Below are 23,609 nucleotides of genomic sequence, written 5' to 3' on the forward strand. Positions count from 1 at the left end.
CCGGGGCGCGAAGAACGGTGCGACCGGCCACAAACTCCTCGCACACATCCACGACGGGCGACCCGCCCCGTCAGGCGCCCCGCCCGCCTCGGCGTTGATCACCGCGACCGTATGCTCGAGGAATGACGACTTCCGCGACCTCCGGAACCGGCCCCACCGAGAACTCGCTGCGTCGCGCCCTCAAACGTGCCCGGGACGGCGTCGCCCTCGACGTGGCCGAGGCGGCGGTACTCCTCCAGGCGCGCGGTGCGGACCTGACGGATCTCGCCGCCTCCGCCGCCCGGGTGCGGGACGCGGGTCTGGAGGCGGCGGGCCGGCCCGGCGTCATCACCTACTCCAAGAGCGTCTTCATCCCGTTGACGCGGCTGTGCCGGGACAAGTGCCACTACTGCACCTTCGCCACCGTCCCCGGCAAGCTGCGCCGCGCCGGCCACGGCATGTTCATGTCTCCCGACGAGGTGCTGGACATCGCCCGCAAGGGCGCCGCCCTCGGCTGCAAGGAAGCCCTGATCACCCTCGGCGACAAGCCGGAGGACCGTTGGCCCGAGGCGCGCGAGTGGCTCGACGCGCACGGCTACGACGACACCATCGCCTACGTCCGCGCCGTCTCCATCCGCATCCTGGAGGAGACCGGCCTGCTGCCCCACCTCAACCCGGGCGTCATGACGTGGACGGACTTCCAGCGGCTGAAGCCGGTCGCGCCGAGCATGGGCATGATGCTGGAGACGACCGCCACCCGGCTGTGGTCCGAGCCCGGCGGTCCGCACCACGGCTCCCCGGACAAGGAGCCGGCCGTGCGGCTGCGGGTCCTGGAGGACGCCGGCCGGTCCTCCGTGCCGTTCACTTCCGGCCTGCTGATCGGCATCGGCGAGACGTACGAGGAGCGCGCCCAGTCGCTGTTCGCGCTGCGGAAGGTCGCCCGCGCCTACCACGGCATCCAGGAGCTGATCATCCAGAACTTCCGCGCCAAGCCGGACACGGCGATGCGCGGCATGCCGGACGCCGAACTGGACGACCTGGTCGCCACGGTGGCCGTCGCCCGGCACATCATGGGCCCGAGCGCCTGCCTCCAGGCCCCGCCGAACCTGGTCGACGCCGAGTACGAGCGGCTGATCGGCGCCGGCATCGACGACTGGGGCGGCGTCTCCCCGCTGACCATCGACCACGTCAACCCCGAGCGCCCCTGGCCGCAGATCGAGGAGCTGACCGAGCGGTCCCGGGCGGCCGGCTTCGAGCTGCGCGAACGCCTGTGCGTCTACCCGGAGTTCGTCCGCCGTGGCGAGCCGTGGCTGGACCCGCGGCTGCGCCCGCACGTGTCCGCCCTCGCCGACCCGCAGACGGGCCTCGCCCTGCCGGACGCGGTCGTCGAGGGGCGGCCCTGGCAGGAGCCGGAGGAGGTGTTCACCGCCACCGGCCGCACCGACCTGCACACGGCCGTCGACACCGAGGGCCGCACCGGCGACCGGCGCGCCGACTTCGACGAGGTCTACGGAGACTGGGAGGCGCTGCGCGAGGCGGCGGCCCCCGGGATGGCGCCGGAGCGCATCGACACCGACGTGCGCGAGGCGCTGCGCACGGCCGCCGACGACCCGACCCGGCTGACCGACGCCGAGGCCCTGGCCCTGCTGCACGCGGACGGCCCGGCGCTGGACGCGCTGTGCCGGGTGGCCGACGACGTGCGCAGGTCGGCGGTCGGCGACGACGTCACCTACATCGTCACCCGCAACATCAACTTCACCAACGTGTGCTACACCGGCTGCCGGTTCTGCGCCTTCGCCCAGCGCCGCACCGACGCCGACGCCTACACGCTGTCGCTGGAGCAGGTGGCGGACCGCGCCCAGCAGGCGTGGGAGGTCGGCGCGGTCGAGGTGTGCATGCAGGGCGGCATCCATCCCGACCTGCCCGGGACGGCGTACTTCGACATCGCCGAGGCGGTGAAGAAGCGCGTCCCGGGCATGCATGTGCACGCCTTCTCGCCGATGGAGGTGGTCAACGGCGCGACCCGCACCGGCCTGTCGATCCGCGAGTGGCTGACCGCCGCCAAGGAGGCCGGCCTGGACTCCGTCCCGGGGACGGCGGCGGAGATCCTGGACGACGAGGTCCGCTGGGTGCTCACCAAGGGCAAGCTGCCCGCGGCCACCTGGATCGAGGTGATCCGGACCGCGCACGAGCTGGGCATCCGCTCCTCGTCCACGATGATGTACGGCCATGTGGACCAGCCCCGGCACTGGCTCGGCCATCTGCGCACGCTGGCCGGCATCCAGCGGGAGACGGGCGGTTTCACCGAGTTCGTGACCCTGCCGTTCATCCACACCAACGCGCCGGTGTACCTGGCGGGGATCGCCCGCCCGGGCCCGACCCGGCGGGACAACCGGGCGGTGACGGCGATGGCCCGGCTCCTGCTGCACCCCTGGATCCCGAACATCCAGACAAGTTGGGTGAAACTGGGCGCGGAAGGGGCGGCGGAGATGCTCCGCTCCGGCGCGAACGACCTCGGCGGCACCCTGATGGAGGAGACGATCTCCCGCATGGCGGGCTCCTCCTACGGCTCGTACAAGTCGATCCGCGACCTGATCGCGGTGGCGGAGGCGGCCGGCCGCCCGGCCAGGCCGCGCACCACCCTCTACGGCGAGGTCCCCGAGGAGCGGCGGCGGGTCGCCGAGGCGTCGGACGGCCACCTGCCGGACCTGCTGCCGGTCCTGGACTGAGTACGATGATCCGACCCCCGATGCTGGACGGGGACCCGTAGCGGAGGAGATGCGTCCCGTGGCTGCCCGACTGCCCTCGTGGGCCTGGGTCACCGGTCTGACGGCGGGGGCGACCGCGGTCGTCGTCGCCCTCGCCGTACAGGCGGACGCCGGGCCGCATCCCAAGGCCGCCGCCACGGCCCGGCCCGGCCGGTCGGCGTCGGCGGCCCCGCACGCCTCCGCGTCGGCGCACCCGCCGCGGGAGCCCGTGCTGCCGGACGACTCCGGCGACGGCCGCCGGATCGTCTACTCGCTCGGCGCGAAGCGGGTGTGGCTGGTCGACGCGACCGGCAAGCCGATCCGCACGTTCCCGGTGTGGCCGGGCACGGTCGACCCGCGGCCCGGCCGCTACTCGGTCACCCTGCGCACCCAGTCCCTCAAGGGCTCGGACGGCGTGGAGATCGAGCACGTCATGTACTTCACCAAGGCGGACGGCGTGAACGTCGCCTTCTCCAACGCGCTCGACGGCTCCTCCCCGCCGCCCGCGAACGGCCAGAAGCTGGGCGGCATCCGCCTGCACAAGGAGGACGGGGCCGCGCTGTGGTCCTTCGGCGACCAGGGCACGCGGGTCGCGGTCGTCAACTAGCGTCCGTCTCCGTCCGCGGCTGCCGGGCGGGAAGCTGGTTGACGATCAGCGCGACCCCGCTGATCAGGAAGATCCGGGTGGCCGCCTCCAGCCCGTTCCACGACTTCGACTGCCACATGGCGAACCACTCCCCGCCGATGGCGATGAACCCGCCGCCGAACAGCAGCATCAGCATCAGCAGCCCGTAGGTGGACCAGCGCCGCGCGGCCTCGTCCCTGCCGCGCGCCCACAGCCACGTCCCCCGGACGAGCAGCAGGGCCGCCGCGCTCTCCCACGCGATGATCAGCACGTACGCGGTGTCCTCCAGGGCCGTGCTCGTCACGGCCCGCCACATCAGATTGTCGTCCTTGAACGTCGTGTCCATCGACAGCACGTGCCGGACGTAACTCTGATTGGTGCCGAAGTCGGTGATGTTCCCGAGCGCGACCAGGGCGATGTAGAGGGCGAGTATGCCGGTGAGCACACCGGCGGCGAGCCGGAGGCCGTCGGGGCGGGTGGGAGTGGTGGTCATGGCTGGATTCTCTCCCGGCCAACACCGGCCGTGCCGCGCGGTATTGAGCCAGAGGACCGGTGAACGCCACGGATCGCCCGAGCGAACGGGGCCGGCCCGCCGGACAACGACCCGTGAAGGCGGGTTTGTCCCACTGAACGGGCCGTTCCCGGTCGATTACAGTGCTGCGCGTCGTACAGGCGGGCGGTACCAGGGGAGGTCTGGTGGGGGTGACGACCGGTGCCGTCTGGGGCCGTGCCGAACAGCAGGACTACCGCAGCAGGGTGCGCGGCACCCTGCTCGGGGTCGCGGTGGGCGACGCGCTCGGCGCGCCCGCCGACCCGCTCCCGCTGGCGGAGATCCGGGCCGCGTACGGCGGCGAGGGGCTGCTCGACCTGGCCTTCGGGCACGGCCGGCGCGGCAGCGTCACCCACCACACCCAGCTGACCCTGTTCACCGTGGACGGGCTGATACGCGCCCAGGTACGGCGGGACACCAGGGCCTGGCACCCGCCGACCGATCTGCACCGGGCCTATCTGCGCTGGGCGGCGACCCAGCGGGACTGGGGCCCCGACGAGCGCCGCGAGGAGGACGGCTGGCTGGCCCGCGAAGAGTGGCTGTACGCCCGCCGCGACCCCACCCGCGCGCTGCTCATCGGCTTCGGCGACCGGACCATGGGCACGCCGGAGTCGCCCAAGAACCCCGACGAGCTGGGCCCCGAGGCGGTCGCCCGCTCGGCCCCCTTCGGACTGCTCGTCGGCTGGGAGCCGCAGCTCGTCGTGCAACTGGCCGTCGAATGCGCCGCGCAGACCCACGGCCACCCCGTCGCCTGCCTCTCGGCGGGCGCGTACGCCGTGATCGTGCACGCCCTGGCCCGCGGCGACAGCCTCGACGGCGCCGTGCGGCGGGCGCTCGCCCTGCTCGCCGCCCGCCCCGGACACCAGCCGGTCTCCGACGCCCTGCGGCACGCGCTCGGCGCCGTACGCCAGGGGATACCGAGCCCGGACCGGGTGGAGGAGCTGGCCGGCGACGGCACGGCGGACGGGCTGCTGGCCGCGTCCGTGTACTGCGCGCTGGTGGCGGAGGACGTACGGCACGGGCTGTGCCTGGCGGTCAACCAGAGCGGCCCGTCGGCGGCGGCCGGCGCCCTCACCGGCGGCCTCCTCGGCGCCCTGCACGGCGAGACGGCCCTCCCGCCGGCCTGGCTGGCCGAGCTGGAGGGCCGCCCGACGCTCCTCGAACTCGCCGACGACTTCGCGATGGAGATGACCCAGGGCCCGGCCCTGCACGGCCCCGCGGGCGCGTCACCGGGATGGCTGGCGCGGTATCCGCGGGCCTGACCCGGCCGGCGGCGGGACGCGGCCCGGAGGCGACCGGGCCGTCGGGCCCGCGCGCGGTGGCGGACGGTCACGCCGCCGCTCGTCTCCGTGGGCCGGATGCGCAGGCCGGCCTTCGTGCCGTACTCCGCCTCGAGCCGCTCACAGGGCCTGGTTGCGGGTGCCCACGATGTCGTCGCCCGCCGCGGCCGGTACCGGGACCGCCGCCGCGTCGCTGTCGGTGTTGACCTTCTCGATGACGGCCAGCCGTTCCGGGGTGTCCTCCGGCTTCAGGTAGCCGATCAGGATGTACAGGACCAGCGACACCGCGAGCGGCACCGAGACCTGGTACTGGAGCGGCACACCGCCGTCCACCTTCCAGTTGACGGGGTAGTTGACCAGCCAGAAGGCCAGCAGGCCCGCCGCCCAGCTGGTGAGCGCGGCCGTCGGGCCGGAGCGGCGGAACGACCGCAGCAGACCGAGCATCATCGGGATCGCGATCGGCCCCATCAGGCCGGCCACCCACTTGATGACGACCGTGATGATGTCCTTGAACGCGGGGGAGTTGACCTGTGTCGCGACCGCCATGGACAGGCCGAGGAAGACCACCGTGGTGACCCGGGCCGCGACCAGGCCCGCGCGCTCGCCCCAGGCCCGCGCCCGGGCCGACAGCACCGGCGCGAGGTCCCGTGTGAAGACCGCCGCGATCGCGTTGGCGTCGGAGGAGCACATCGCCATGGTGTGGGAGAAGAAGCCGACGATGACCAGGCCCAGCAGACCGTGCGGCAGCAGCTGTTCGGTCATCAGCGCGTAGGAGTCGGAGCCGTCCGGCTTCTGCGCGTGGACCAGCAGCGGGGACATCCACATCGGGAAGAACAGCACGACCGGCCAGACCAGCCACAGGATCGCCGACAGCCGCGCCGACCGTTCGGCCTGGTGGGCGCTGCCGGTGGCCATGTAGCGCTGGGCCTGGTTCAGCATGCCGCCGTTGTACTCGAAGAGCTTGATGAACAGGAACGCCAGCAGGAACACCGTGCTGTACGGGCCGACCAGCGGCTTGCCGTGGCCGTGCAGCGCGGGCTCGTCCCAGGCCCCGAGGAAGCCGATGCCCTTGTCGTTCAGCTTCATGACGACCGCGATGAACATGGACAGCCCGGCCAGCAACTGGATGATGAACTGGCCGAGTTCGGTCAGCGCGTCCGCCCACAGGCCGCCGATCGTGCAGTAGACGGCGGTGATCGCGCCGGTGATGAGGATGCCCTGGTTCAGCGAGATCCCGGTGAACACCGACAACAGCGTCGCGATCGCCGCCCACTTGGCGCCCACGTCCACGATCTTCAGCAGCATGCCGGACCAGGCGAGCGCCTGCTGGGTCGGCAGGTTGTAGCGGTTCTTCAGGTACTCCAGCGGGGAGGCCACGTGGAGCCGGGAGCGCAGCCGGTTGATGCGCGGCGCGAACAGCTTCGACCCGATGGCTATGCCGAGCGCGATGGGGAAGGACCAGGTGATGAAGGAGGTGACGCCGTAGGTGTAGGCGATGCCCGCGTACCCGGTGAACATCACGGCGCTGTAGCCCGACATGTGGTGCGAGATGCCGGAGAGCCACCAGGGCATCTTGCCGCCGGCCGTGAAGAAGTCGGAGACGTTGTCCACGCGCTTGTGCGACCAGACGCCGATCGCGACCATCACACCGAAGTAGCCGATGAGCACGGCCCAGTCGAGACTGTTCATGTGCCCGATCGTGGGTCCGTCCACATGAACGCGACAAGCAAGCGTAAGGTCAAGTCGCGGTAAAATCGTCCGCTGTAGTGACTCCCATTCACATCCTTGAACCATCAGCGGGTTCGGCTGCCCGGTGCGGACGGCGGTGACGCGGGCCGGGACGGGGCGGTGGTGTTCATCGGGCTGGATGAGGGTGCCGCCGGTGCCGGCGGCCCCGGGCGCGGACGGCTACGTCACCGAGCCGCGCGGCCGACCGCCGCCGTCACTTCGGTCCGGTCACTTCAGCTCGTCGGGGCACGGCGTACCGCGCGGCAGCTGGTACGGCGCGGCCAGCCGGTACGTCCCGGCCTTCGGCGCCACCAGCACCGTCCACCGGTCCCCGTTCGCGTCCTCCTGTGTCTGCGTAAGACATCCGTTGACGTTCCGGTATGTCTTCGGCGTACCGGAGGACTCCTGCGGCGGCTTCAGGCTCTTGCCGTGCTCGTCGACGACGCTCAGCCACGGCGAGTACGGGATCCGCACCAGGACCCGGCCGGGCTTGCGCACCCGCAGGGTCATCTCCACCTGGTCGGCGCGGTCCACCACCGCGTTCGGCTCGGCGAGCGGCGCCGGGTCGGTCACCTTGAACAGCTGCCAGTTCGCGTCGCCCCAGACCTGCGTCAGATACGGCATCCCGCGCCGCAGCAGCTCCCGCTCGCGCTGGCCGCCGGAGCCGTCCAGATCGTCCTTGGGCAGCACCACGTAGTGCACGGCCCAGCGCTTCAGCCACTCGTGGTAGCTCGCCGAGTTCAGCGTGTCGTCGTAGAAGAGCGGGTTGCGCTCCATGTCGGCCTGCCGGTTCCAGCCGCGGGCCAGGTTGACGTACGGCGCGAGCGCGGAGGCCTCACGGTGCGAGCGGGCCGGGACCACCTCGACGCGGCCCTTCTCGGCGCCGCCCTTCTGCAGCTCGTTCACCAGCGGGGCCAGCTCCCGCGCCCAGGAGGCGGCCGGGGTGGTGTGGATGATGTCGTCCACCGACTTGTAGCCGAGCCAGCCGACGAAGCCGAGGAAGGCCAGCACGGTCAGGTACCACGTGCGGGACTTCGGCACGGTGTACGGCAGCGCCGCGATCAGGGCCGCGCCCGCGAACATCATGGGCAGCCGCGAGATGTTCGACCCGATCTGCGAGCTGATCAGCCACACCAGGACCACGGCGACGCTGTAGACGGCCGCCGTCAGCCGGACGGTCACCCACCGCTTGGGCACCAGGAACAGGCACAGCAGGCCGTACAGCAGCGGCATGACCACCGAGCCGAACCCCATCGGCTGGGTGCCGGAGAACGGGAACAGCCAGGCCGACACCGCGACCACCGCCGACGGCGCGAGCCCCAGCGCCCAGGCGCCGGGCCGCCGCTTCTGGAGGAACAGGGCGACCGCGACCAGACCCACGAACAGTCCCGCGACCGGCGAGGCCATCGTGGCGAGCGCCGCCAGCGGGGCGGTGACCAGGGCCTTCGCCCAGCGCTTGGTCCGCCAGCGATGCGGCCAGCAGAACACCGCCGCGACCGCGCCGAGCGCGAACATGGTGCCGAGCCCGAAGGTCACCCGCCCGGAGATCGCGTTGCACAGGAGCGCGAAGACCCCGGCGAGCGAGGCCCACAGCGGGTTCCTCACCACCCGGCTGCGGATCAGCACCAGGGTCAGCAGGCCCGCCGACACCGTGCCGGCGACCATCATCGTCGTACGGACGCCGAGGACCGACATCAGATACGGCGACACCACGCTGTACGACACCGGGTGCATGCCCCCGTACCAGGCGAGGTTGTACGCCGAGTCCGGGTGCCGGCCGACGAACTCCGCCCACGCGTCCTGCGCGGCGAGATCGCCACCGCTGTTCGCGAAGGTGAAGAACCAGACGATGTGCAGCACGCCCGCGAAGGCCGTGATCGACAGCACGGGGTGCCGCAGCAGCCGTCTCCTGAGTTTGCCGAGCGCGGTGGGCGGCGCCGCGGGACCGCCCAGGGGCGTCTCGCGGGCGCGGCTGTCCGCGTCGGTCGTGGACAGACGTATTCGCGCACCGGCTCCCGGGCCCGGTTCGGCGTCGTCGGCGCGTGTCGGCTCCGCTGTGGCCACTGAAGGCACTCCCCGTGTCCCGTCTTCTGTTCTCGGCCGCTTCCACGGTGTACCCGGCCGCTTTCCGTTTTCTTCCAGTTCGCGGCCCTGTCTCGCGTGACCGGCGACCTGCCCCGATTCGTGACGCTAGCACGCACCCCGCCGCCGGGGCTCCCGGGTGGGGCCCCGGCGACGGGGTGCGGGTGCGGGTCCGGGCGGCCGGTGATCAGCCCAGACGGGTCAGTTTGGCGCCGAATCCGGGTTCGGCCAGATCTTTCTGGAGGGTGACCGGAACCTTGACCGCGGCGGCCGAACCGTCGCCCACGGTCAGCGTGCCGACCCGGGTGCCGGCCTTCGCGGTGTGCGGCACCGAACCGGAGGCGAAGGTCAGCCGCACCTTCAGGCCCGCCCAGCCGACCGCCGTGACGTCCTTCGTGACCACGACCGGGGTGTGACCGCCGAGCCGGTCGTCCACATATCCGACCACATCGCCCTTCTTCAGGACCTTCGACGAGGTCAGCGCGTCCTCGGCGGCCAGCAGAGCGGTCTTGCTGACCTTGTTGGCGGTGTCCAGGATGTCCGGCTTGTGCTGGCCGAGGATCGCGCCGACGATCGTCACGGTCTGCCCGCCGACCTTCTTGCGGGAGGCGAAGAGCAGATTGCCGCCGGCCGCGGTGGTGCTGCCGGTCTTGATGCCGATCGCGCCGATGCGGTACGGCAGCTCGTTCGTGTTCGGCCAGAAGTGGCCGGAGGGGTCCGTCCAACTGGCCACGCTGGTGATGGCGACCAGCGCCGGGACCTTCACGACCGCGCGGCCGAGCTTCACCTGGTCCTCGGCCGTGGAGACGGTGGTCTCCTTCAGGCCCGAGGGATCGGTGTACGTCGTGCCGGACATCCCCAGCTCCTTGGCGGTGGCGTTCATCTTCTTGACGAACGCCGCCTCCGAGCCCGCGTCCCAGCGCGCGAGCAGCCGCGCGATGTTGTTGGCCGAGGGGATCATGACGGCGGACAGGGCCTGCTTCTCGGTGAGGTACTGGCCGGCCTTGACCGTGGTGAGCGTGGACTCGCCGGCGGTGTTGTAGCCGGCCTCCTTCTCCGCCTTCTCGTCGATCTTGATCTTCGGACCCTCCTGACCCGGCTTCAGCGGGTGGTCGCGGAGGATGATGTACGCGGTCATGGTCTTGGCGACCGAGCCGATGGCCCCGGGCTTCTGCTTCCCGAAGTTCCCCATCGTGCCGATGCCGTCCACGTCCACCCAGCCCTGGCCCTCGCCGGGCCACGGCAGCCGGGTCGTGCCGCCGTCGAACGTGTAGGTGTCCTCGGCGGTGAGCGCGAGAGCGGGCGACGGCAGCGGACGGAAGGTCTGTACGACCGCGAAGACGATCGCCAGCAGCAGGACCAGCGGCGTCCAGATCTTGACCCGGCGCATCAGCGTACGGACCGGGGTCTCCGGCGGCGGCGGCGTGTTCGTCAGCTCCGCCAGCAGGTCCAGCGGGGGCTTGGGCGGCAGCGGCTGCTGGGTGGTGCGCTCGGGGCCGATCTGGGGGACGGGGGTGGTGGCGTCCGGCGCGGCGGTCTTGCCGGCCGGGCGCGCGTCGTCCTTCGGCGCGGTGGTCTTGCCGGCCGCGCGCATGTCGTCCCTCAGCGCGACGAACTTGCTGGTGCGCTCGGCGTCGGACTCGGCGGCCCCGGGCTTGGGCTTGGGCTTGGGCTTGCCGGTGTCGCCGACCTTGAGCATCGTCGTCGGCTGGTCGACGGCGGGCTTCTTGGGCTGTACGGCCTTGAAGACGGTGGTCGGCTGATCGACGCCTGCGGCGGGGGCGGCGGACTTGGGGGCGCTGCCGGCGCCCTTTTCCTTCGCGGCCGGGGCGGCGTCGGTGTCCGTCTTCGCGTCGGCGTCGGTGTCCGTCTTTGCGTCCGCGTCGGTGTCGGTGTCTATGCCGGCCTTGGCGGCGGGAGCCGTGCCGGCCTTCGTGCCGGCCTTCGCGTCGGCGTCCGCTGCGGGCTCCGTGCCGGTCTTCGCGTCGGCGTCCGCTGCGGGCTCCGTGCCGGTCTTCGCGTCGGCGTCCGCTGCGGGCTCCGTGCCGGTCTTCGCGTCCTCGCCGTCCTCCGCGTCCGCCTCACCCTTCGGGTCGGCGTCCGCGCCCGACTCGTCCTTCGGCTCGTCCCGGTCGTCGGTGCCGGAGTCCTCGTCGGCGTCAGTCTCCGTGGCGGCCTTGGCGTTCGCGATGGCGTCGGCCTCGGGCTCGGGCTCGTCCTTGGCGTCGGCGGGGGAGTCCTCGTCGGTGTCGGCGCCGGCGGTGGCCTCGCCCTTCGCGGCGGCGTCGACCTCGGGCTCGTCCTTGGCGTCAGTGGCGGAGTTCGCATCGGCGTCGGTCTCCGCGTCGGCCTCGGCGTCGGCCTCGGCGTCGGTCTTGGCGTCGGTCTTGGCGTCGGTCTTGGCGTCGACGCGGTCGTCGGCACCGGCCTTCGCCTGGACCCCTTCCTCCGCTTCGTCCTCGTTCGCTTCCCCTGCCTTCACGCCCGCCTTGGCGGTCTCCGCGCGGGAGCCGGACGCTTCTTCGGTCTTCGGCTTCGCGCCGGACGGATCGCCGGCGCCGGAGCCGACCGCGCCGTCAGAGGAACTCGCGTCCCTCTCCTCCCCGTTGGCCGGCTTCCCGGCGGAACCTCCCGCCGCGCCGGTCCGCTTTGCAGTCGCGTCGGTTCCCGGCTCCCGGATCCACGCCGAGACGGCGGCGCGCAGGGCCGTGTCCCCGCCGGCCGGCGCGGAGTCCTCCGTGCCCGACGGCCCGGACTCGGCCGGGGTTCCGGGCCGTACCGTCAGGACCCGGGTCGCCATGTCCGTACCGCCGGCCGGGGAATCCTTTTCGCGGGCCGCCGTCAGCCGCGGATCGGCCTCGGGAACCGGATCCGCGCTCGGCGGCGTCGGTTCCGCCGACGACTCGCGCTGCTTCGACCTGTCGGGGGACTCGCCCGCCACCGATGCCTCCTCCATGCGCCGCGCGCTTGCGCGCGCGCCCTGTCCGAACCATGTACCAGTGTCCTGTGTGAGGGCTTGGCCCCTGCGGTAGACGAGAACGACATACCTACCGGTTCCCTTACGAACCGGTCACGTGCCCTCGACAGACCAATGTGAGAGGGGTCACCCTGTCATTCATCCACGCGGGGAGGCATGGATGGGCAGGAGCCGCAGAACACTTCCGGAGGAGCTTCTGCTGCTGGCACTGGACCCGGCCACGGGTACCACTGCGCAGCCGCAGTCGCTCGACCTCGGTCTGGCCGGTGCACAGCTAGTGGAGCTGGCGCTGGCCGGACGGATAGCCCCAGACGGGGATCGTATCGCCGTGGTGGTGCCACGGCCGACAGGAGATCCGACTCTGGACTGCGCGTTGGAGTTGCTGCGAAGGCGTGGCGCTCCGGTGCGTGCCGTCCACTGGATCGGCGGGCCCCGGCTGGGGCTCAGGCAGACCTACCTCTCGCATCTGGAGCGGTGCGGCATGGTCGCCGCCGTGGCCGGCCAGATGTGCGGGGTGTTGCCGACGACGCGTTACCAGGCGACCGACACCGCCATCAGCCGGGAGATCCGTGCCCGGCTGGACTCCGCGATCCGCACCGGCGTACCGCCGGACCCGCGGACCGCGGCGCTCGCCGCCCTGGCGCACGCCGTCGGGCTCGGCAAGCACCTGTACCCGGGGAACGAGGGACGCTCGTCCCGGTCCCGGTTGCGGGACCTGATCCGGCACGACCCCATGGGCGGGCTCGTCGCGCACGCCGTCATGGACGTGCAGAACGGCGCGGCCGCCCAGCCGCGCCGGAACGCGGCACCGGCCGGCCGGCAGGCCGCGTCCGGCGCCAGGGCCGCGGCGGAACCCGCGCGCGGGGTTCCGATGCAGCCGCACCGCGGGTCCATGGCCCGTGCCGTGGCCCACTGAGCCGTAAGCCCGGGCCGGGCCCGCCGCCGTGAGCACGGCCGCGGGCCCCGGCACGCACAGACCCGGTTCGGGAGCCGCTGGTCGGAGCGGGGCGGCGAGACCGCTGTCGTGGTCTCGCCGTCCCGCTCGACTGCGTCCACCAGTTCGGGGGGCGTCGCATATCCTCCGTTTCCCAGCGGTGGGAAGCACCTTGGTGGCAGTCTGCTCAACAGCAGATACGGATAGTGTCAAGTCACAGGCAGGCAGCCGGAGGTGCACGTCCCGTGGCGTCCAATGTCAATCCCACCGTCAGGCGGCGCCGGCTGGGCCAGGAGCTGCGCAGACTCCGCGAACTCAAGGGCATGACGGCCGAAGAGGTGGCGGAGCGGCTGCTGGTGTCGCAGTCGAAGATCAGCAGGTTGGAGAACGGCCGCAGGAGCATCAGCCAGCGCGATGTGCGCGACCTGTGCGGGGTGTACGAGGTCGAGGACAAGCGGATCGTCGACTCGCTGATGGAGATGGCCCGCGACTCGCGCCAGCAGGGCTGGTGGCACACCTTCGGGGACATCCCGTACAGCGTGTACATCGGCCTGGAGACCGACGCGGAGTCGCTGCGCGTGTACGAACCCCAGATCGTCACGGGCCTGTTGCAGACCCGCTCCTACGCCGAGGCGCTGGTGCGCGGCGCGCTGCCGGAGACCTCGGCGGAGGAGATCGAGAAACGGGTCGAGGTGCGGATGCGGCGCCAGGAGCGCATCACCACCGAGCGCAACCCGCTGCGGCTGTGGGTGGTGCTGGACGAGGCCGCGCTGCACCGGGTCGTGGGCAGCCGGCTGGTGATGCGGGAGCAGCTGGAGCACCTCATCGAGCTGTCCGAGCTGCCGCACGTCACCGTGCAGGTGCTGCCGTTCGAGGTGGGCGCGCACCCGGGCATCAACGGCCAGTACGCCATCCTGGAGTTCGCCGACGCGGCCGACTCCAGCGTGGTGTACCTGGAGGGCGTCACCAGCGACCTGTACGTGGAGAAGGCGCAGGACGTGCAGAAGTACGCCGTGATGTACGAGCACCTGCGGGCGCAGTCGCACAACGTGGAGGTGTCCCGGCAGTTCATCGCCAAGGCGGCGAAAAGGTTCGCCGACTGAGCGGCTCAGACCGGGGCGCGGGATCGTACACCGCCGGTCTGCTTCAGCGGAAGGCTCGCCCGGGATATGCCATCCGGTCGAGTGAACGGCTCCTCCGCCAGGGGAAGTTGACCGCTAGCGTCGATCATGCCGATCGGACGACACGGTTGGCGCGAACCGGACTACCGCAACAGGAGTGGACATGGCACTGATTCAGGGCGCTTCGGAGACGTGGATGAAGTCGTCGTACTCCGGGGGCAACGGCGCTTGCGTCGAGGTCAAGTCGCCGGCCGGCGCCGAGCTGGCCGTCCGTGACTCCAAGGACGTCGAGGGCCCGGTCCTGGCCTTCCCGGCCGACGCCTGGAACGCCTTCGTGGCCTCCGTCAAGGCGTAAGGGTTCCGTCCGGACGCCGTCCGGCACGGCAACCGCACCAGCACCGCAGAAGAGCCCTCTCGACGAGTCGCCGTCCTTGCCGAGGGGGCTCGCCCCTTGTCCCGGTACCGCGTACGCGGCCGGTCCGAAGAGGCGAGCGTCTCGTCGTACGGCGGCCGGGCTCAGCCCAGCTGGGCCTCGATCGCGGCGACGACCTCGGACGAGTCCGGCTCGGTCTGCGGCGAGAACCGGGCGACCACGCTCCCGTCCCGGCCGACGAGGAACTTCTCGAAGTTCCAGCGGATGTCCCCGCTGTGTCCCCCGGCGTCGGCGAACCCGACGAGCCGCTCGTACAGCGGGTGCCGGTCCGGGCCGTTCACCTCCACCTTCTCGGTCAGCGGGAAGGTCACGCCGTAGGACGCCGAACAGAACTGCGCGATCTCCTCGGCGGAGCCCGGCTCCTGCCCGAGGAACTGGTTGCAGGGCACGCCCAGCACGGTGAAGCCGCGTTCCGCGTACCGCTTCTGCAACTCCTCCAGGGCCGCGTACTGCGGGGTCAGGCCGCACTTGGAGGCCACGTTCACGATGAGGACGGTCTTGTCCGCGAACCGCGACAGCTCCGCGGAGCCGCCCTGGAGGGCACCGATCTCGACGTCCAGCGGAGACCCGCTGTGCTCAGTAGTCGTCATGCTCGGATGCTAGCCCCCACCACAACCCGGCCCACGAGCCGCAGACCCCGGCACCGACGATCCTCCTGCCCCGTGCCTCACGCCTCCGTCCCGCTCGCCCCGGCCAGCACGTCCCCGGCCGCCGTGCGCACGTACAGCACCGTTCGTCCGGCCCTGCGCCGTTCCACCAGGCCCGCCTCCCGCAGCACCTTCAGATGGCGTCCGACCGAACCGAGGGCCTGTCCGGTCACGGCGGTCAGCTGGGTCGTGCTCAGCGGCGAGCCGAGCAGCACGAGCACCCGGGCCCGGCCCGGCCCCAGCAGGGCGCCCAGCCCCGCCGGCACCGCGGGCCCGCCGTCCCCGGCCAGCACACCGGCGCAGGGGTAGACCACGGCGTACCGCTCCTCGTCCGCCCAGGACACCCAGCCCAGCCGCTGCGCGGTCACCGGCACGAAGAGCAGTTCCGCGCCGGAGATCTCGCGCGGCGGATACTCGTGCAGGTTGACCTGGAACCGGTTCTCCCCGAGCCAGCGCGTCCCGCCCGGCCGCAGCCCGTCCAGCACGCTCGCCCAGCTGCTCCGTCCCGCCCGCTCGGTCCGCGCCAGCACGTCCGCCTCCAGCACCCGCCGGCGCCGCTCCCAGGAGGGCCGTACGGTCTCCTCCCACACCCACTCCAGCAGCCGGGCCGCCCGCTCGGTCAGGTCGTCCCGGTCGAGCACGGCGGGCAGCGGCCCGGCGAGCGAGCGCCGCAGATGCGCGCGGGCGGCCCCGGGACCGACCGCGCGCACGCGGCCGACCTCCGCGGCGAAGTCCTCCCCGGGGTGCGGGGCGGGCGTCAGGAAGTCGGCGATCCACTCCCGGCCCAGCCCCGCCCGCACCAGCCGCGCCGTCACGGGGTCGGCCGCGAGCCGGGCCCGGTAGGCGGGCAGATGGGCGCCCAGCCAGGCGTGCTCCCCGGGATGCGTGCCCTGCCCGACGTGCAGCAGCCTCAGACAGCCGAAGGTCTCGGCGAGCGGAGAGACGACGAACCGGCTCCGGGCCAGCGTGTCGGCGTCGAGCTGCCACCACCCCACGAGCCGCCCCTCCCCGTAGCACTCCTGCCGTAGGACCCCGTAGGCCTCCGCAGGACCCGTAAGCCTCCGCAGGACCCGTACGAGCCGCAGGACCCCGTACGGCCCCGCAGGACCCGTACGACCCGTAGGCCCCCGTACGACCCTGTCTCGTACGGCCTTTCGCGCGAGGGCGAAACAATAACGGGCCCTCGGCGGCCCGGCCGAGACTCCGGATCATGAACGGCTACCGATCCCTGTTCCGCACCCCGGAGTTCACCCCGCTCTTCCTCGGCACGGCCGCGCAGACCGCCGCCCAGACCGTCGGTGGCCTCGCCCTCGGCACGCTGGTGTTCCGGGCGACCGGCTCACCGCTGCTGTCGGCGGTCAGCATGTTCGGCCAGTCGCTGGCCCAGGTGCTGGGCGCCACCGTCCTGCTGTCCGGCGCCGACCGGCTGCCGCCGCGTACGGCGCTGTCGATGATCGCCCTGGTCTTCGCGGCCGGTACGGCGGCCCAGGCGCTGCCCGGACTGCCGGCCGGCGCGCTCTTCGCCGTCGTGCTGCTGCTGGGCCTGGTCGCCTCGCTCGGCGGCGGCGTCCGCTGGGGCCTGCTGAACGAGATTCTTCCCAAGAACGGCTATGTGCCCGGGCGTTCGCTGTTCAACATGGTGAACGGGCTGGCGCAGATCGCCGGGTTCGCCACCGGCGGCGCCCTGCTCGCCGTACTCTCCCCGCGCGTCTGTCTGCTCCTGGCGGCGGCCCTGTACCTGACGGCCGCGCTCGTCCTGCGGCTCGGCCTGTCCGCGCGCCCGCCCCGCGCCGCCGGCCGTCCCTCGGCGTCGGCGACCTGGCGCGCGAACGCCGCGCTGTGGTCGTCCCGGCCGCGCCGGCTGACGTACCTGGGCCTGTGGCTGCCCAACGGCATGGTCGTCGGCTGCGAGTCGCTGTACGTGTCGTACGCCCCGCAGGCCGCCGGCACCCTCTTCGCGTGCGGGGCGCTCGGCATGCTCGCCGGGGACGTGACGGTCGGCCGGCTGCTCCCCGCCGCCGTCCGCGCCCGCCTGGCCACGCCGCTGCTGCTCCTGCTGGCGGCCCCGTTCCTGGTGTTCTGCGCACACCCGCCGGTGCCGGTGGCGGCGGCGTGCGTGACCGTGGCGTCCGCCGGTTTCGGCGCGGGCCTGGTACAGCAGGAGCGGCTGATGCGCCTGACCCCCGACGCCCTGGCCGGCCAGGCGCTGGGCCTGCACTCGGCGGGCATGCTGACCCTCCAGGGCGTCAGCGCGACGGCGGCGGGAACGCTGGCCCAGTTCACCTCGCCCGCGACGGCGATGACGGCGATGGCGGCGGGCTCGCTCGGCATCACCCTGGCTTTGGCCGGGGCCGCCCGCCGACCCGGAGCCCGACAGAAGGAAAGCCCCCTGCCCTCAAGCTGAAACCGAACGCTCCAGGGGTCATCGCCATGGCGGCCACTACGGCACCCCAGGCGGCGACTGCACGCCGACCTCTGACCTCGCAATCTTCTTCGAAAACTGCGTTTACTTGACAAGCGTCCTCTCCTTGTGTCAGCCTTGCAGCGTCGAGATCGATTGCCAAGGGGGAGATGCATGAGCCCGACGATTGAGGTTGACGAACTCACCTACCGATCCATCGAGTTCGCCGCACGCATGGGCAACACCACGGCAGGGGAGGTCGTCGCCCGGCTCGTGAGGTCCGCGAGCGTGCCGTCCTCCGCGCCGGCCGCAAGCCAGAAGGGTGCGGAGCCGAGGCGCACGGTCGACGTGTACGCCGACTACGAGGGTCACCGCACGCACGGCAGCTATGACCGGGACACCAAGCGGATCGACATCACCTCGGGCCCTCTCACCGGACGAAGCTTCAAGACGCCCACCGGAGCGGCCCGTGCGGTGGTGGCGCACTACAAGCCGGACGTCAACCCGAACCGCAACGGCTGGTCGTTCTGGACGCTCGACGACGGCTCCGGCGAGCTTCTGCAGACCATTCGACACACGGTATGAAGTCGCCGTGGCCCGACGCCCGCCTACAGCAGGCGTCGAACGCACCGGGCCCCGCTCCGCGGCGTCGCCAGCACCTCTGATCCGTGCGCTCCCTCTCACCTCCGGGTGAGAGGGGCCTTTTCGTCGTGCCCAGTACCCTGCCCGCATGATTCGCGCAGTGATCTTCGACGTCGGCGAGTGCCTCGTAGACGAAACCACTGAGTACGGCACCTGGGCCGACTGGCTGGGCGTTCCCCGCCACACCTTCGCCGCGATGTTCGGCGCCGTCATCGCCCAGGGCCGGGACTACCGCGAGACCTTCCAGGAGTTCCGGCCCGGCTTCGACCTGTACGCCGAGCGCGAGCGCCGCGCCGCCGCGGGCAAGCCGGAGACCTTCGGCGAGGACGACCTCTACCCGGACGTCCGTGACGCGCTCGCCGCGCTCCGCGCGGACGGTCTATGGCTGGGTATCGCCGGGAACCAGACCGTGCGCGCCGGTCGGATCCTGCGCCAGCTGTTCTCCAACGACGTCGACCTGATCGGCACCAGCGACGACTGGGGCGCCGGCAAGCCGGACCGCGCCTTCTTCGACCGCGTCGCCGAGGTCGTCCCCGCCCAGGTGGACGAGATGCTCTACGTCGGCGACCGCGTCGACAACGACATCCGCCCGGCGGCCGCGGCCGGAGACGGCCCGCGGCCGGTTGCCGGAGCCGCCGTCCTTCGTGGACCTAGGCTGCCTTGGACCGCGCCGCGCGCAGGCCCGAGGCGGGCTCCTGTGCGTCGAGCGGCAAGGTCTCGTCTTCCCCGAAGTCGGGGGCCTGGAAGGGGTTGGTCGTCGTCGGAGGCGGCGATGCCGCAGCGGAGCAGCGGGGTTGCCCTTCCAGGGCGGAAAACAGCGACGTCAGATCGATGAGAGGACTCTCTTTCGTTACAGGTCCCTGAAGGGGCCTGGTGTGCCGTGACCGGGCACAGCGGTCCTACAGTTTGGTCATCTTGCCGTACGGGCTCAAGATCCGCATTTGCGCCGAGCCGAAATCCACGAGCGCCGCGATTCCGTCCTCGATGCCGATGACTCGGCCGAGGCCGTACATGTCGTGTGTGACCTGGTCGCCCACGGCGAAGTGCTTGGGAGGCGGTGTGACCGGAGCCTTGAAGGGGCTGGTAGGCAGATGACGCTTCGGCGCAGCGGGCTTTGTCATGACTCAGTATGAGCCTACGTGTCTCCCGTTCGCTGTGGCCATCGGCACAGATCCGGACGGAAACGACCGCTTCATGCCACTGACCTGCGGTTTCGAGATTTTGGTGAGGCGAAACTGGACCGTAGGTCCCCCATCACTGACCATGGCTGACCCCTGCATCTCGCAGGGTTGTGGCACGAACATCAGCCGACGGTAGTCAGCCACGTGGCACCCAGTCACGCTACCGACTCGTGTCGCCGAGCAGAGCAAACCGCGACGGCCGGCCTGGGCTATGCAGCTTCCTGGACCTCAGCTTGGGAAGCTTGGATCTCTGGGTGATGGTTGCCCCACTGACCTGCAGTGAAGCCGTAAGCGAGCCCTCCTGACCCCCGACTTGATGCCCGCTATTCCCCGTGATTCCCCGCAGGATCTGGCACGCGTCTGGCACGGCCGCTGGCTGGGTGAGGCCTAACTTGCCAGTCTACTGACCACGGGTCTCGCCCACCAGCGAGGCTGAGGAAGCCCACGGCTCTGACCTGGTCGTATGCCGTGGGCTTCTGCCGTTGGTGGTCGGCGTCGGGTGACCTCGTACGGCCCAGGGACGGCCCGGGCTCCTCCATCGTCTGCCGCTGGACTGGGAACGTGACCTCTTCGTCCCGAAGCAACTTGGGTGGGGGCTGTGCCTTGGGCTGGTGTAGCTCTCACCTGTGCTGATGGTCCGCAGACGTCCGCGCTTGTCCGCCGTTGTTCGTGGGCGTTGTCATGCAGTTAGACACTCACTGGCTGGGGCGCTCGACGCTCTACCCTGCTCACGAGCGGGCCTGTACATGCTCGCACCCCAGCGGACGGCGGCTTCGTTGTCAAAGCGCTCGGCCAAGTTGCGGAGATGACTGGCATTGACCGCTTATGCCGGCCCTTGGCCGGACTGGGTCGACAGACTGGCCGTGACAGGTCGCGACCTACCCAATAACGGCGTTCAGCCCCGTAAGTGCGCGGGTGGCGCGGTCTCTCTCTGCCTGGACGCGTGCCTCGGCCGCAAGCCGGCCCTCCCGCTCAATCAGCAACTGCGCGCGCAGGGCTCGGCACCCATCGCACGCAAGCTCTTCCTCGCTCGGCAATTCGGCCTGCTGCGCAGGGACGGCACGCTGGGCCTTGAGCCGCTGAACCTTCAGACGTTCAACGTCGGCAAGCGCGAAGAGGTTCGTCCCGTGGTGGCCCTTACCTACCACCGTCAGGTGACCCTCGGCCTTCATCGCGTGGACGGTGTCCGTACGCACGCCGAGCAGTTTCGCTGCCTGTGTGGTCGTCAGCTTCTCATCAGGTTGGTTCATGCCTCGGAAACGACCCCCGATACCAAGGAGCCACCACCCCGCCCCGGAGTTCGCCCTCTTCAGTGAGTTGTCGATCAGTGGCATGACGAAGAGGCGCGGGTGTCGATGCGGCCCTCGTATATCCCCTCCCACGCTTCGGTGTAGGCGTCTGAGTCCAGTGCCGGGGAGATCGTCTGGAGGGCGACCGCTACCCACCGGTCTGCCTGCGGAGCGGAGTAGGCGTCGAACGATGCAACCAGTGCCGACGGGTCCTGCTCGGTCAGGCTCTCCGTCCAGCACTCGCACCAGAACCCCCACCGGGGCAGCTTCATCAGCATCGCCGGCCTCCCGGCCGTGCGTCGGCGTACAGCTCGGCGGTCACCGTGTGGCCCAGGTTGCTGTCGTGGACGACGACCCGGTGGGCGAGGGCGCTGACCATGGCCAATTCCCTGCCGCGTTCGGCGTCCTGGTCCTGGTGCTCGACCTTCGGGGCCGTGGCCGCGCCGCCGTCGTCCGTGACCGAGACCGCGACCACCTGAGCCGACACCGCCACGGCCAGGTGGAAGCTGCCGGACTCCCAGCCGCTGGCCGTGTGGCGGATGGCGTTCGTGCTCAGCTCGCTCACGATCAGCTCGGCGTCGTCGGCCAGAGGGGAGTCGCGCAGGATGTCCCGGGTCCAGCGGCGGGCCCAGCTCACTTCCTCCGGGAATCCTGGGCAACTCAGCCTCCAGACTCGAGCTGCACTCGTACCCGCACAAGCTCGGTGACCTCTTCGCGGGTGGCCCAGCGCAGCCGAGTCCGATTACGTCTTCGCCACCCGGAACGGTCGGCCCGTCGAGCCGCGCAACCTCTATCGCTCCTTCGCCCGCGTCGCCCAGTCCGCCGGCCTCCGCGTCATCCGGCTGCATGACGCCCGGCACGGCACGGCCACCCTCCTGACGGCGGCCGGGGTCGCGCCCCGCGTGGTGATGGAGATCCTGGGGCATTCCCAGATCAGCATCACCATGGACGTCTACATCCACGTCGTGCAGGACACCCAGCGCGAGGCCATGAGCCACATGGACCGGCTGCTCAGGAGGCGCCCCGGTCGTCAGTGACCGCCCTCGTTGATGTCAGACGTGGATGTCAAAAGCCCCCCACATACGGAGATCCGTATGTGGGGGGCCTTTGACCTGGTGCCCCCGGCAGGATTCGAACCTGCGACACCCGCTTTAGGAGAGAACGTAAAGCGATCATGAGGCTCAGTGAGGTCGAATGAGGTTCAGTGAGTCCATGACTACGAGGGCTTGACCTGCGAGAACAAGGATCAGTGAGTTTCAGTGAGGGCTAGTGAGGGGGCGTTGTGGATTCCATGTGGACTCACGTGGACTCCACCCCTCACACCGCCCGGAGTTTTCGAACACCCTCGGTCTCGGGCGCCATCCGGGCCCGGACCTTGGCCGCCACGTCTTCGGGGGAGTGCTGGTAGATCCACGTCACCTTGGATCCCCGCTCGTGCCCCATGACCGTCTGGGTGTCCTTCTCATCGATCCCCAGCTCCTTCAGCCACGTCGCGAAAACGTGCCTCAGATCGTGCACCCGCGGCCACCACTCCATCCGGCCCGTCTCCCGGTTCCGTACCTTCCTTGCCACGCCGGCCTGCTGGATCGCCGGCACCCACACCCGACGGAAGTTGTGCCGTGTCAGCGCGCCGCCCTGCGGCCCGCGGAACACCAGCTCCTCCGGGTGCAGCTGGTAGGGGTCGTCCCCGATCGGAGTCACCGTGGACGGCGGACGCCATCGATCGACCATGGTCTGAATGGCTTCGGCCGCCTGCGGGGTGACCGGCACCGTCCGGAACCCGGCCACGCTCTTGGGCGCCGGCTTGCGGAACAGGCGCCCGTCGTCCTCGCTGAGCACTTCCTTCACCTTGAGGTGCTGAGCCTCCAGGTCCACGTTTTCCCACCGCAGCCCCGTCGCCTCACCCCAGCGCATGCCGGTGTGCTCCAGGTAGATGACCAGCGGCCGGTAGTAGGCCGGCAGCGCTTCCACGATGAGTGCCACCTGCGCGCGGGTCGGCGGCCGAACGTCGTCGGGGTGCCGGGCTGGCGCGTCGCCGATGTCCAGGTCGGCGGCCGGGTTGAAGGGGATGCGCCGGCCGTCCTTCACCGCTGCCTTGAGCATCTGGTTCAACACTTCGTGGACCTTCTTCCGGGTGTGGTAGCCCTTCACCTCCTTCGTGATCCACGCTTGCAGCTCGATGTACTCGAGGTCGCAGAGCCGCCACTTGCCCCACTTGGGCTGGATGTGGGTGACCCAGTTGGACACCTTCCGGTTCCGGGTGGTGATCGCCCGATCCGGCTGAGCCTCCCACCAGAGCGCCCACCACTGGTTCAGGGTGATCTCGCCACGCTTCGGGTCGCCGTACTCACGTCGCCGTACTCGGGTGCGGACGTCGTCCAGGAACGCCTCTGCCGCCTTCTTCCCGCCTTTGGCGATCGGGAAGTTCTTCGCCTTCTGCTGTCCCGACGGGTCCCGGTAGCGGGCCTGCCAGGGGCCGGTGCAGTCGCGGCGCCGGTTCCGCTCTGGGTACTGGTCGCCCGGCGGGTACTTGGCCATGCACTCGGGGCATCCGCAGTTCTTGCTGCGGATCTGCCGGGGGTTGTTCGAGGCTCTACGCCCCATGGTTCACCACCTGCTCGCTCCTTCGCTGAGTGGGTACGCGGGACGTCAGGTCGACCGGACTCCCGCACCAGCAGACTGCACCGAACTCGGGCTGGGGGACCACGAGTTCGGTGAGAATGGCGCGGACGAGTGTCACGGTGTGTGCAGGTTGCAGATCACGCGGGATGATGATGGCCTTGTGCTCGGCATCGAAGCCGGGAAGCGCGTCGGGAGGGACGAACCGAACGCGGACACACATGCATACCCCCAGAATCGCAGGCAAGCGGAACCTGTTCCGATGGGGGAGGACATCGGGCGTGCGTCCGACCGTACCTCCGGATGGTGGAATTTTCGACCACTGATGAGCGTGTTGTTGCTCAAAGGTCACCTGGAGTGATCGGGTCCATTTG

19 protein-coding genes, 1 tRNA gene and 2 pseudogenes are annotated in these 23,609 nt (G+C 70.8%); 10 read left to right on the plus strand and 12 right to left on the minus strand.

Annotated elements, in window-relative coordinates; genetic code table 11:
* The first annotated feature begins 122 nt into the window (after nt 1-122).
* Nucleotides 123-2,708 carry a bifunctional FO biosynthesis protein CofGH gene (locus tag SCK26_RS21215; RefSeq protein WP_318202884.1) on the plus strand — a complete coding sequence of 862 codons (2,586 nt, stop codon included), beginning with the start codon at nt 123-125 and terminating at the stop codon, nt 2,706-2,708.
* Between the two features lie 49 nt (nt 2,709-2,757).
* Entirely contained in the window at nt 2,758-3,333 is a 576-nt protein-coding gene (locus tag SCK26_RS21220; RefSeq protein WP_318202885.1) for a hypothetical protein, read from the plus strand.
* Here SCK26_RS21220 and SCK26_RS21225 read toward each other — a convergent pair.
* Nucleotides 3,326-3,844 carry a DUF2165 domain-containing protein gene (locus SCK26_RS21225; protein WP_318202886.1) on the minus strand — a complete coding sequence of 173 codons (519 nt, stop codon included), beginning with the start codon at nt 3,842-3,844 and terminating at the stop codon, nt 3,326-3,328. The genes SCK26_RS21220 and SCK26_RS21225 overlap by 8 nt on opposite strands.
* A gap of 203 nt (nt 3,845-4,047) precedes the next feature.
* On the opposite strand from SCK26_RS21225, the gene SCK26_RS21230 reads away from it, so the two are divergent.
* The gene (locus SCK26_RS21230; RefSeq protein ID WP_318202887.1) at nt 4,048-5,163 is read left to right on the plus strand and encodes an ADP-ribosylglycohydrolase family protein; all 1,116 of its coding nucleotides are present in this window, start codon (nt 4,048-4,050) and stop codon (nt 5,161-5,163) included.
* A 138-nt stretch (nt 5,164-5,301) separates the two neighbouring features.
* Here the strand turns inward: SCK26_RS21230 and SCK26_RS21235 are convergent, their stop codons facing one another.
* From SCK26_RS21235 to SCK26_RS21245, 3 genes are all read right to left on the minus strand, one after another.
* Complete coding sequence (locus tag SCK26_RS21235) at nt 5,302-6,870, minus strand: sodium:solute symporter family protein (protein ID WP_318202888.1); 1,569 nt, start codon at nt 6,868-6,870, stop codon at nt 5,302-5,304.
* A gap of 267 nt (nt 6,871-7,137) precedes the next feature.
* Nucleotides 7,138-8,973, minus strand: coding sequence for an MFS transporter (locus SCK26_RS21240; RefSeq protein WP_318202889.1), 1,836 nt, complete (start codon nt 8,971-8,973; stop codon nt 7,138-7,140).
* A 205-nt stretch (nt 8,974-9,178) separates the two neighbouring features.
* Complete coding sequence (locus SCK26_RS21245; RefSeq protein WP_318202890.1) at nt 9,179-11,947, minus strand: D-alanyl-D-alanine carboxypeptidase; 2,769 nt, start codon at nt 11,945-11,947, stop codon at nt 9,179-9,181.
* A gap of 181 nt (nt 11,948-12,128) precedes the next feature.
* Here SCK26_RS21245 and SCK26_RS21250 point away from each other — a divergent pair, with 181 nt between their 5' ends.
* The 3 genes from SCK26_RS21250 (at nt 12,129) to SCK26_RS21260 (ending at nt 14,378) form a co-directional block, all read left to right on the plus strand.
* Nucleotides 12,129-12,884, plus strand: a complete 756-nt coding sequence (locus SCK26_RS21250; RefSeq protein ID WP_318202891.1) for a GOLPH3/VPS74 family protein — start codon at nt 12,129-12,131, stop codon at nt 12,882-12,884.
* Between the two features lie 263 nt (nt 12,885-13,147).
* Entirely contained in the window at nt 13,148-14,005 is an 858-nt protein-coding gene (locus tag SCK26_RS21255) for a helix-turn-helix transcriptional regulator (RefSeq protein ID WP_318202892.1), read from the plus strand.
* 181 nt (nt 14,006-14,186) lie between these two features.
* Nucleotides 14,187-14,378 (plus strand): DUF397 domain-containing protein, encoded by a 192-nt coding sequence (locus SCK26_RS21260; protein ID WP_318202893.1) that lies wholly within the window; start codon nt 14,187-14,189, stop codon nt 14,376-14,378.
* 161 nt (nt 14,379-14,539) lie between these two features.
* Here the strand turns inward: SCK26_RS21260 and SCK26_RS21265 are convergent, their stop codons facing one another.
* Both SCK26_RS21265 and SCK26_RS21270 read right to left on the minus strand, forming a co-directional pair.
* Nucleotides 14,540-15,046: a glutathione peroxidase gene (locus SCK26_RS21265; protein ID WP_318202894.1), complete on the minus strand. Its 507-nt coding sequence runs from the start codon at nt 15,044-15,046 to the stop codon at nt 14,540-14,542.
* 77 nt (nt 15,047-15,123) lie between these two features.
* Nucleotides 15,124-16,098: an ArsR/SmtB family transcription factor gene (locus tag SCK26_RS21270; protein ID WP_318202895.1), complete on the minus strand. Its 975-nt coding sequence runs from the start codon at nt 16,096-16,098 to the stop codon at nt 15,124-15,126.
* A 215-nt stretch (nt 16,099-16,313) separates the two neighbouring features.
* Here SCK26_RS21270 and SCK26_RS21275 point away from each other — a divergent pair, with 215 nt between their 5' ends.
* From SCK26_RS21275 to SCK26_RS21285, 3 genes are all read left to right on the plus strand, one after another.
* A complete protein-coding gene (locus tag SCK26_RS21275; protein WP_318202896.1) occupies nt 16,314-17,507 on the plus strand; it encodes an MFS transporter in 1,194 nt (397 codons plus the stop codon).
* 171 nt (nt 17,508-17,678) lie between these two features.
* Entirely contained in the window at nt 17,679-18,089 is a 411-nt protein-coding gene (locus SCK26_RS21280; protein ID WP_318202897.1) for a hypothetical protein, read from the plus strand.
* A gap of 145 nt (nt 18,090-18,234) precedes the next feature.
* Nucleotides 18,235-18,981 (plus strand): HAD family hydrolase, encoded by a 747-nt coding sequence (locus SCK26_RS21285; protein WP_318202898.1) that lies wholly within the window; start codon nt 18,235-18,237, stop codon nt 18,979-18,981.
* A 64-nt stretch (nt 18,982-19,045) separates the two neighbouring features.
* On the opposite strand, the gene SCK26_RS21290 is transcribed toward SCK26_RS21285, so the two are convergent.
* From SCK26_RS21290 to SCK26_RS21305, 4 genes and pseudogenes are all read right to left on the minus strand, one after another.
* Nucleotides 19,046-19,267 carry a hypothetical protein gene (locus SCK26_RS21290; protein ID WP_318202899.1) on the minus strand — a complete coding sequence of 74 codons (222 nt, stop codon included), beginning with the start codon at nt 19,265-19,267 and terminating at the stop codon, nt 19,046-19,048.
* A 938-nt stretch (nt 19,268-20,205) separates the two neighbouring features.
* On the minus strand, nt 20,206-20,577 hold the full coding sequence (locus SCK26_RS21295; RefSeq protein WP_318202900.1) for a hypothetical protein: 372 nt from the start codon (nt 20,575-20,577) through the stop codon (nt 20,206-20,208).
* A gap of 95 nt (nt 20,578-20,672) precedes the next feature.
* Nucleotides 20,673-20,894: pseudogene (locus SCK26_RS21300) on the minus strand (hypothetical protein); the annotation flags it as partial.
* Entirely contained in the window at nt 20,888-21,253 is a 366-nt protein-coding gene (locus tag SCK26_RS21305; RefSeq protein WP_318202901.1) for an ATP-binding protein, read from the minus strand. The gene SCK26_RS21305 and the pseudogene SCK26_RS21300, both read right to left, overlap by 7 nt.
* Before the next feature lie 97 nt (nt 21,254-21,350).
* Between SCK26_RS21305 and SCK26_RS21310 the strand changes: the two are divergent.
* Nucleotides 21,351-21,653, plus strand: a pseudogene (locus SCK26_RS21310) (tyrosine-type recombinase/integrase); the annotation flags it as partial.
* A gap of 76 nt (nt 21,654-21,729) precedes the next feature.
* Here the strand turns inward: SCK26_RS21310 and SCK26_RS21315 are convergent.
* Together SCK26_RS21315 and SCK26_RS21320 are read right to left on the minus strand one after the other, a co-directional pair.
* Nucleotides 21,730-21,842, minus strand: a tRNA-Arg gene (locus SCK26_RS21315).
* Between the two features lie 91 nt (nt 21,843-21,933).
* On the minus strand, nt 21,934-23,220 hold the full coding sequence (locus SCK26_RS21320; protein ID WP_318202902.1) for a site-specific integrase: 1,287 nt from the start codon (nt 23,218-23,220) through the stop codon (nt 21,934-21,936).
* Nucleotides 23,221-23,609: the final 389 nt, after the last annotated feature.

Source organism: Streptomyces sp. SCL15-4, assembly GCF_033366695.1.
Lineage (GTDB): Bacteria > Actinomycetota > Actinomycetes > Streptomycetales > Streptomycetaceae > Streptomyces.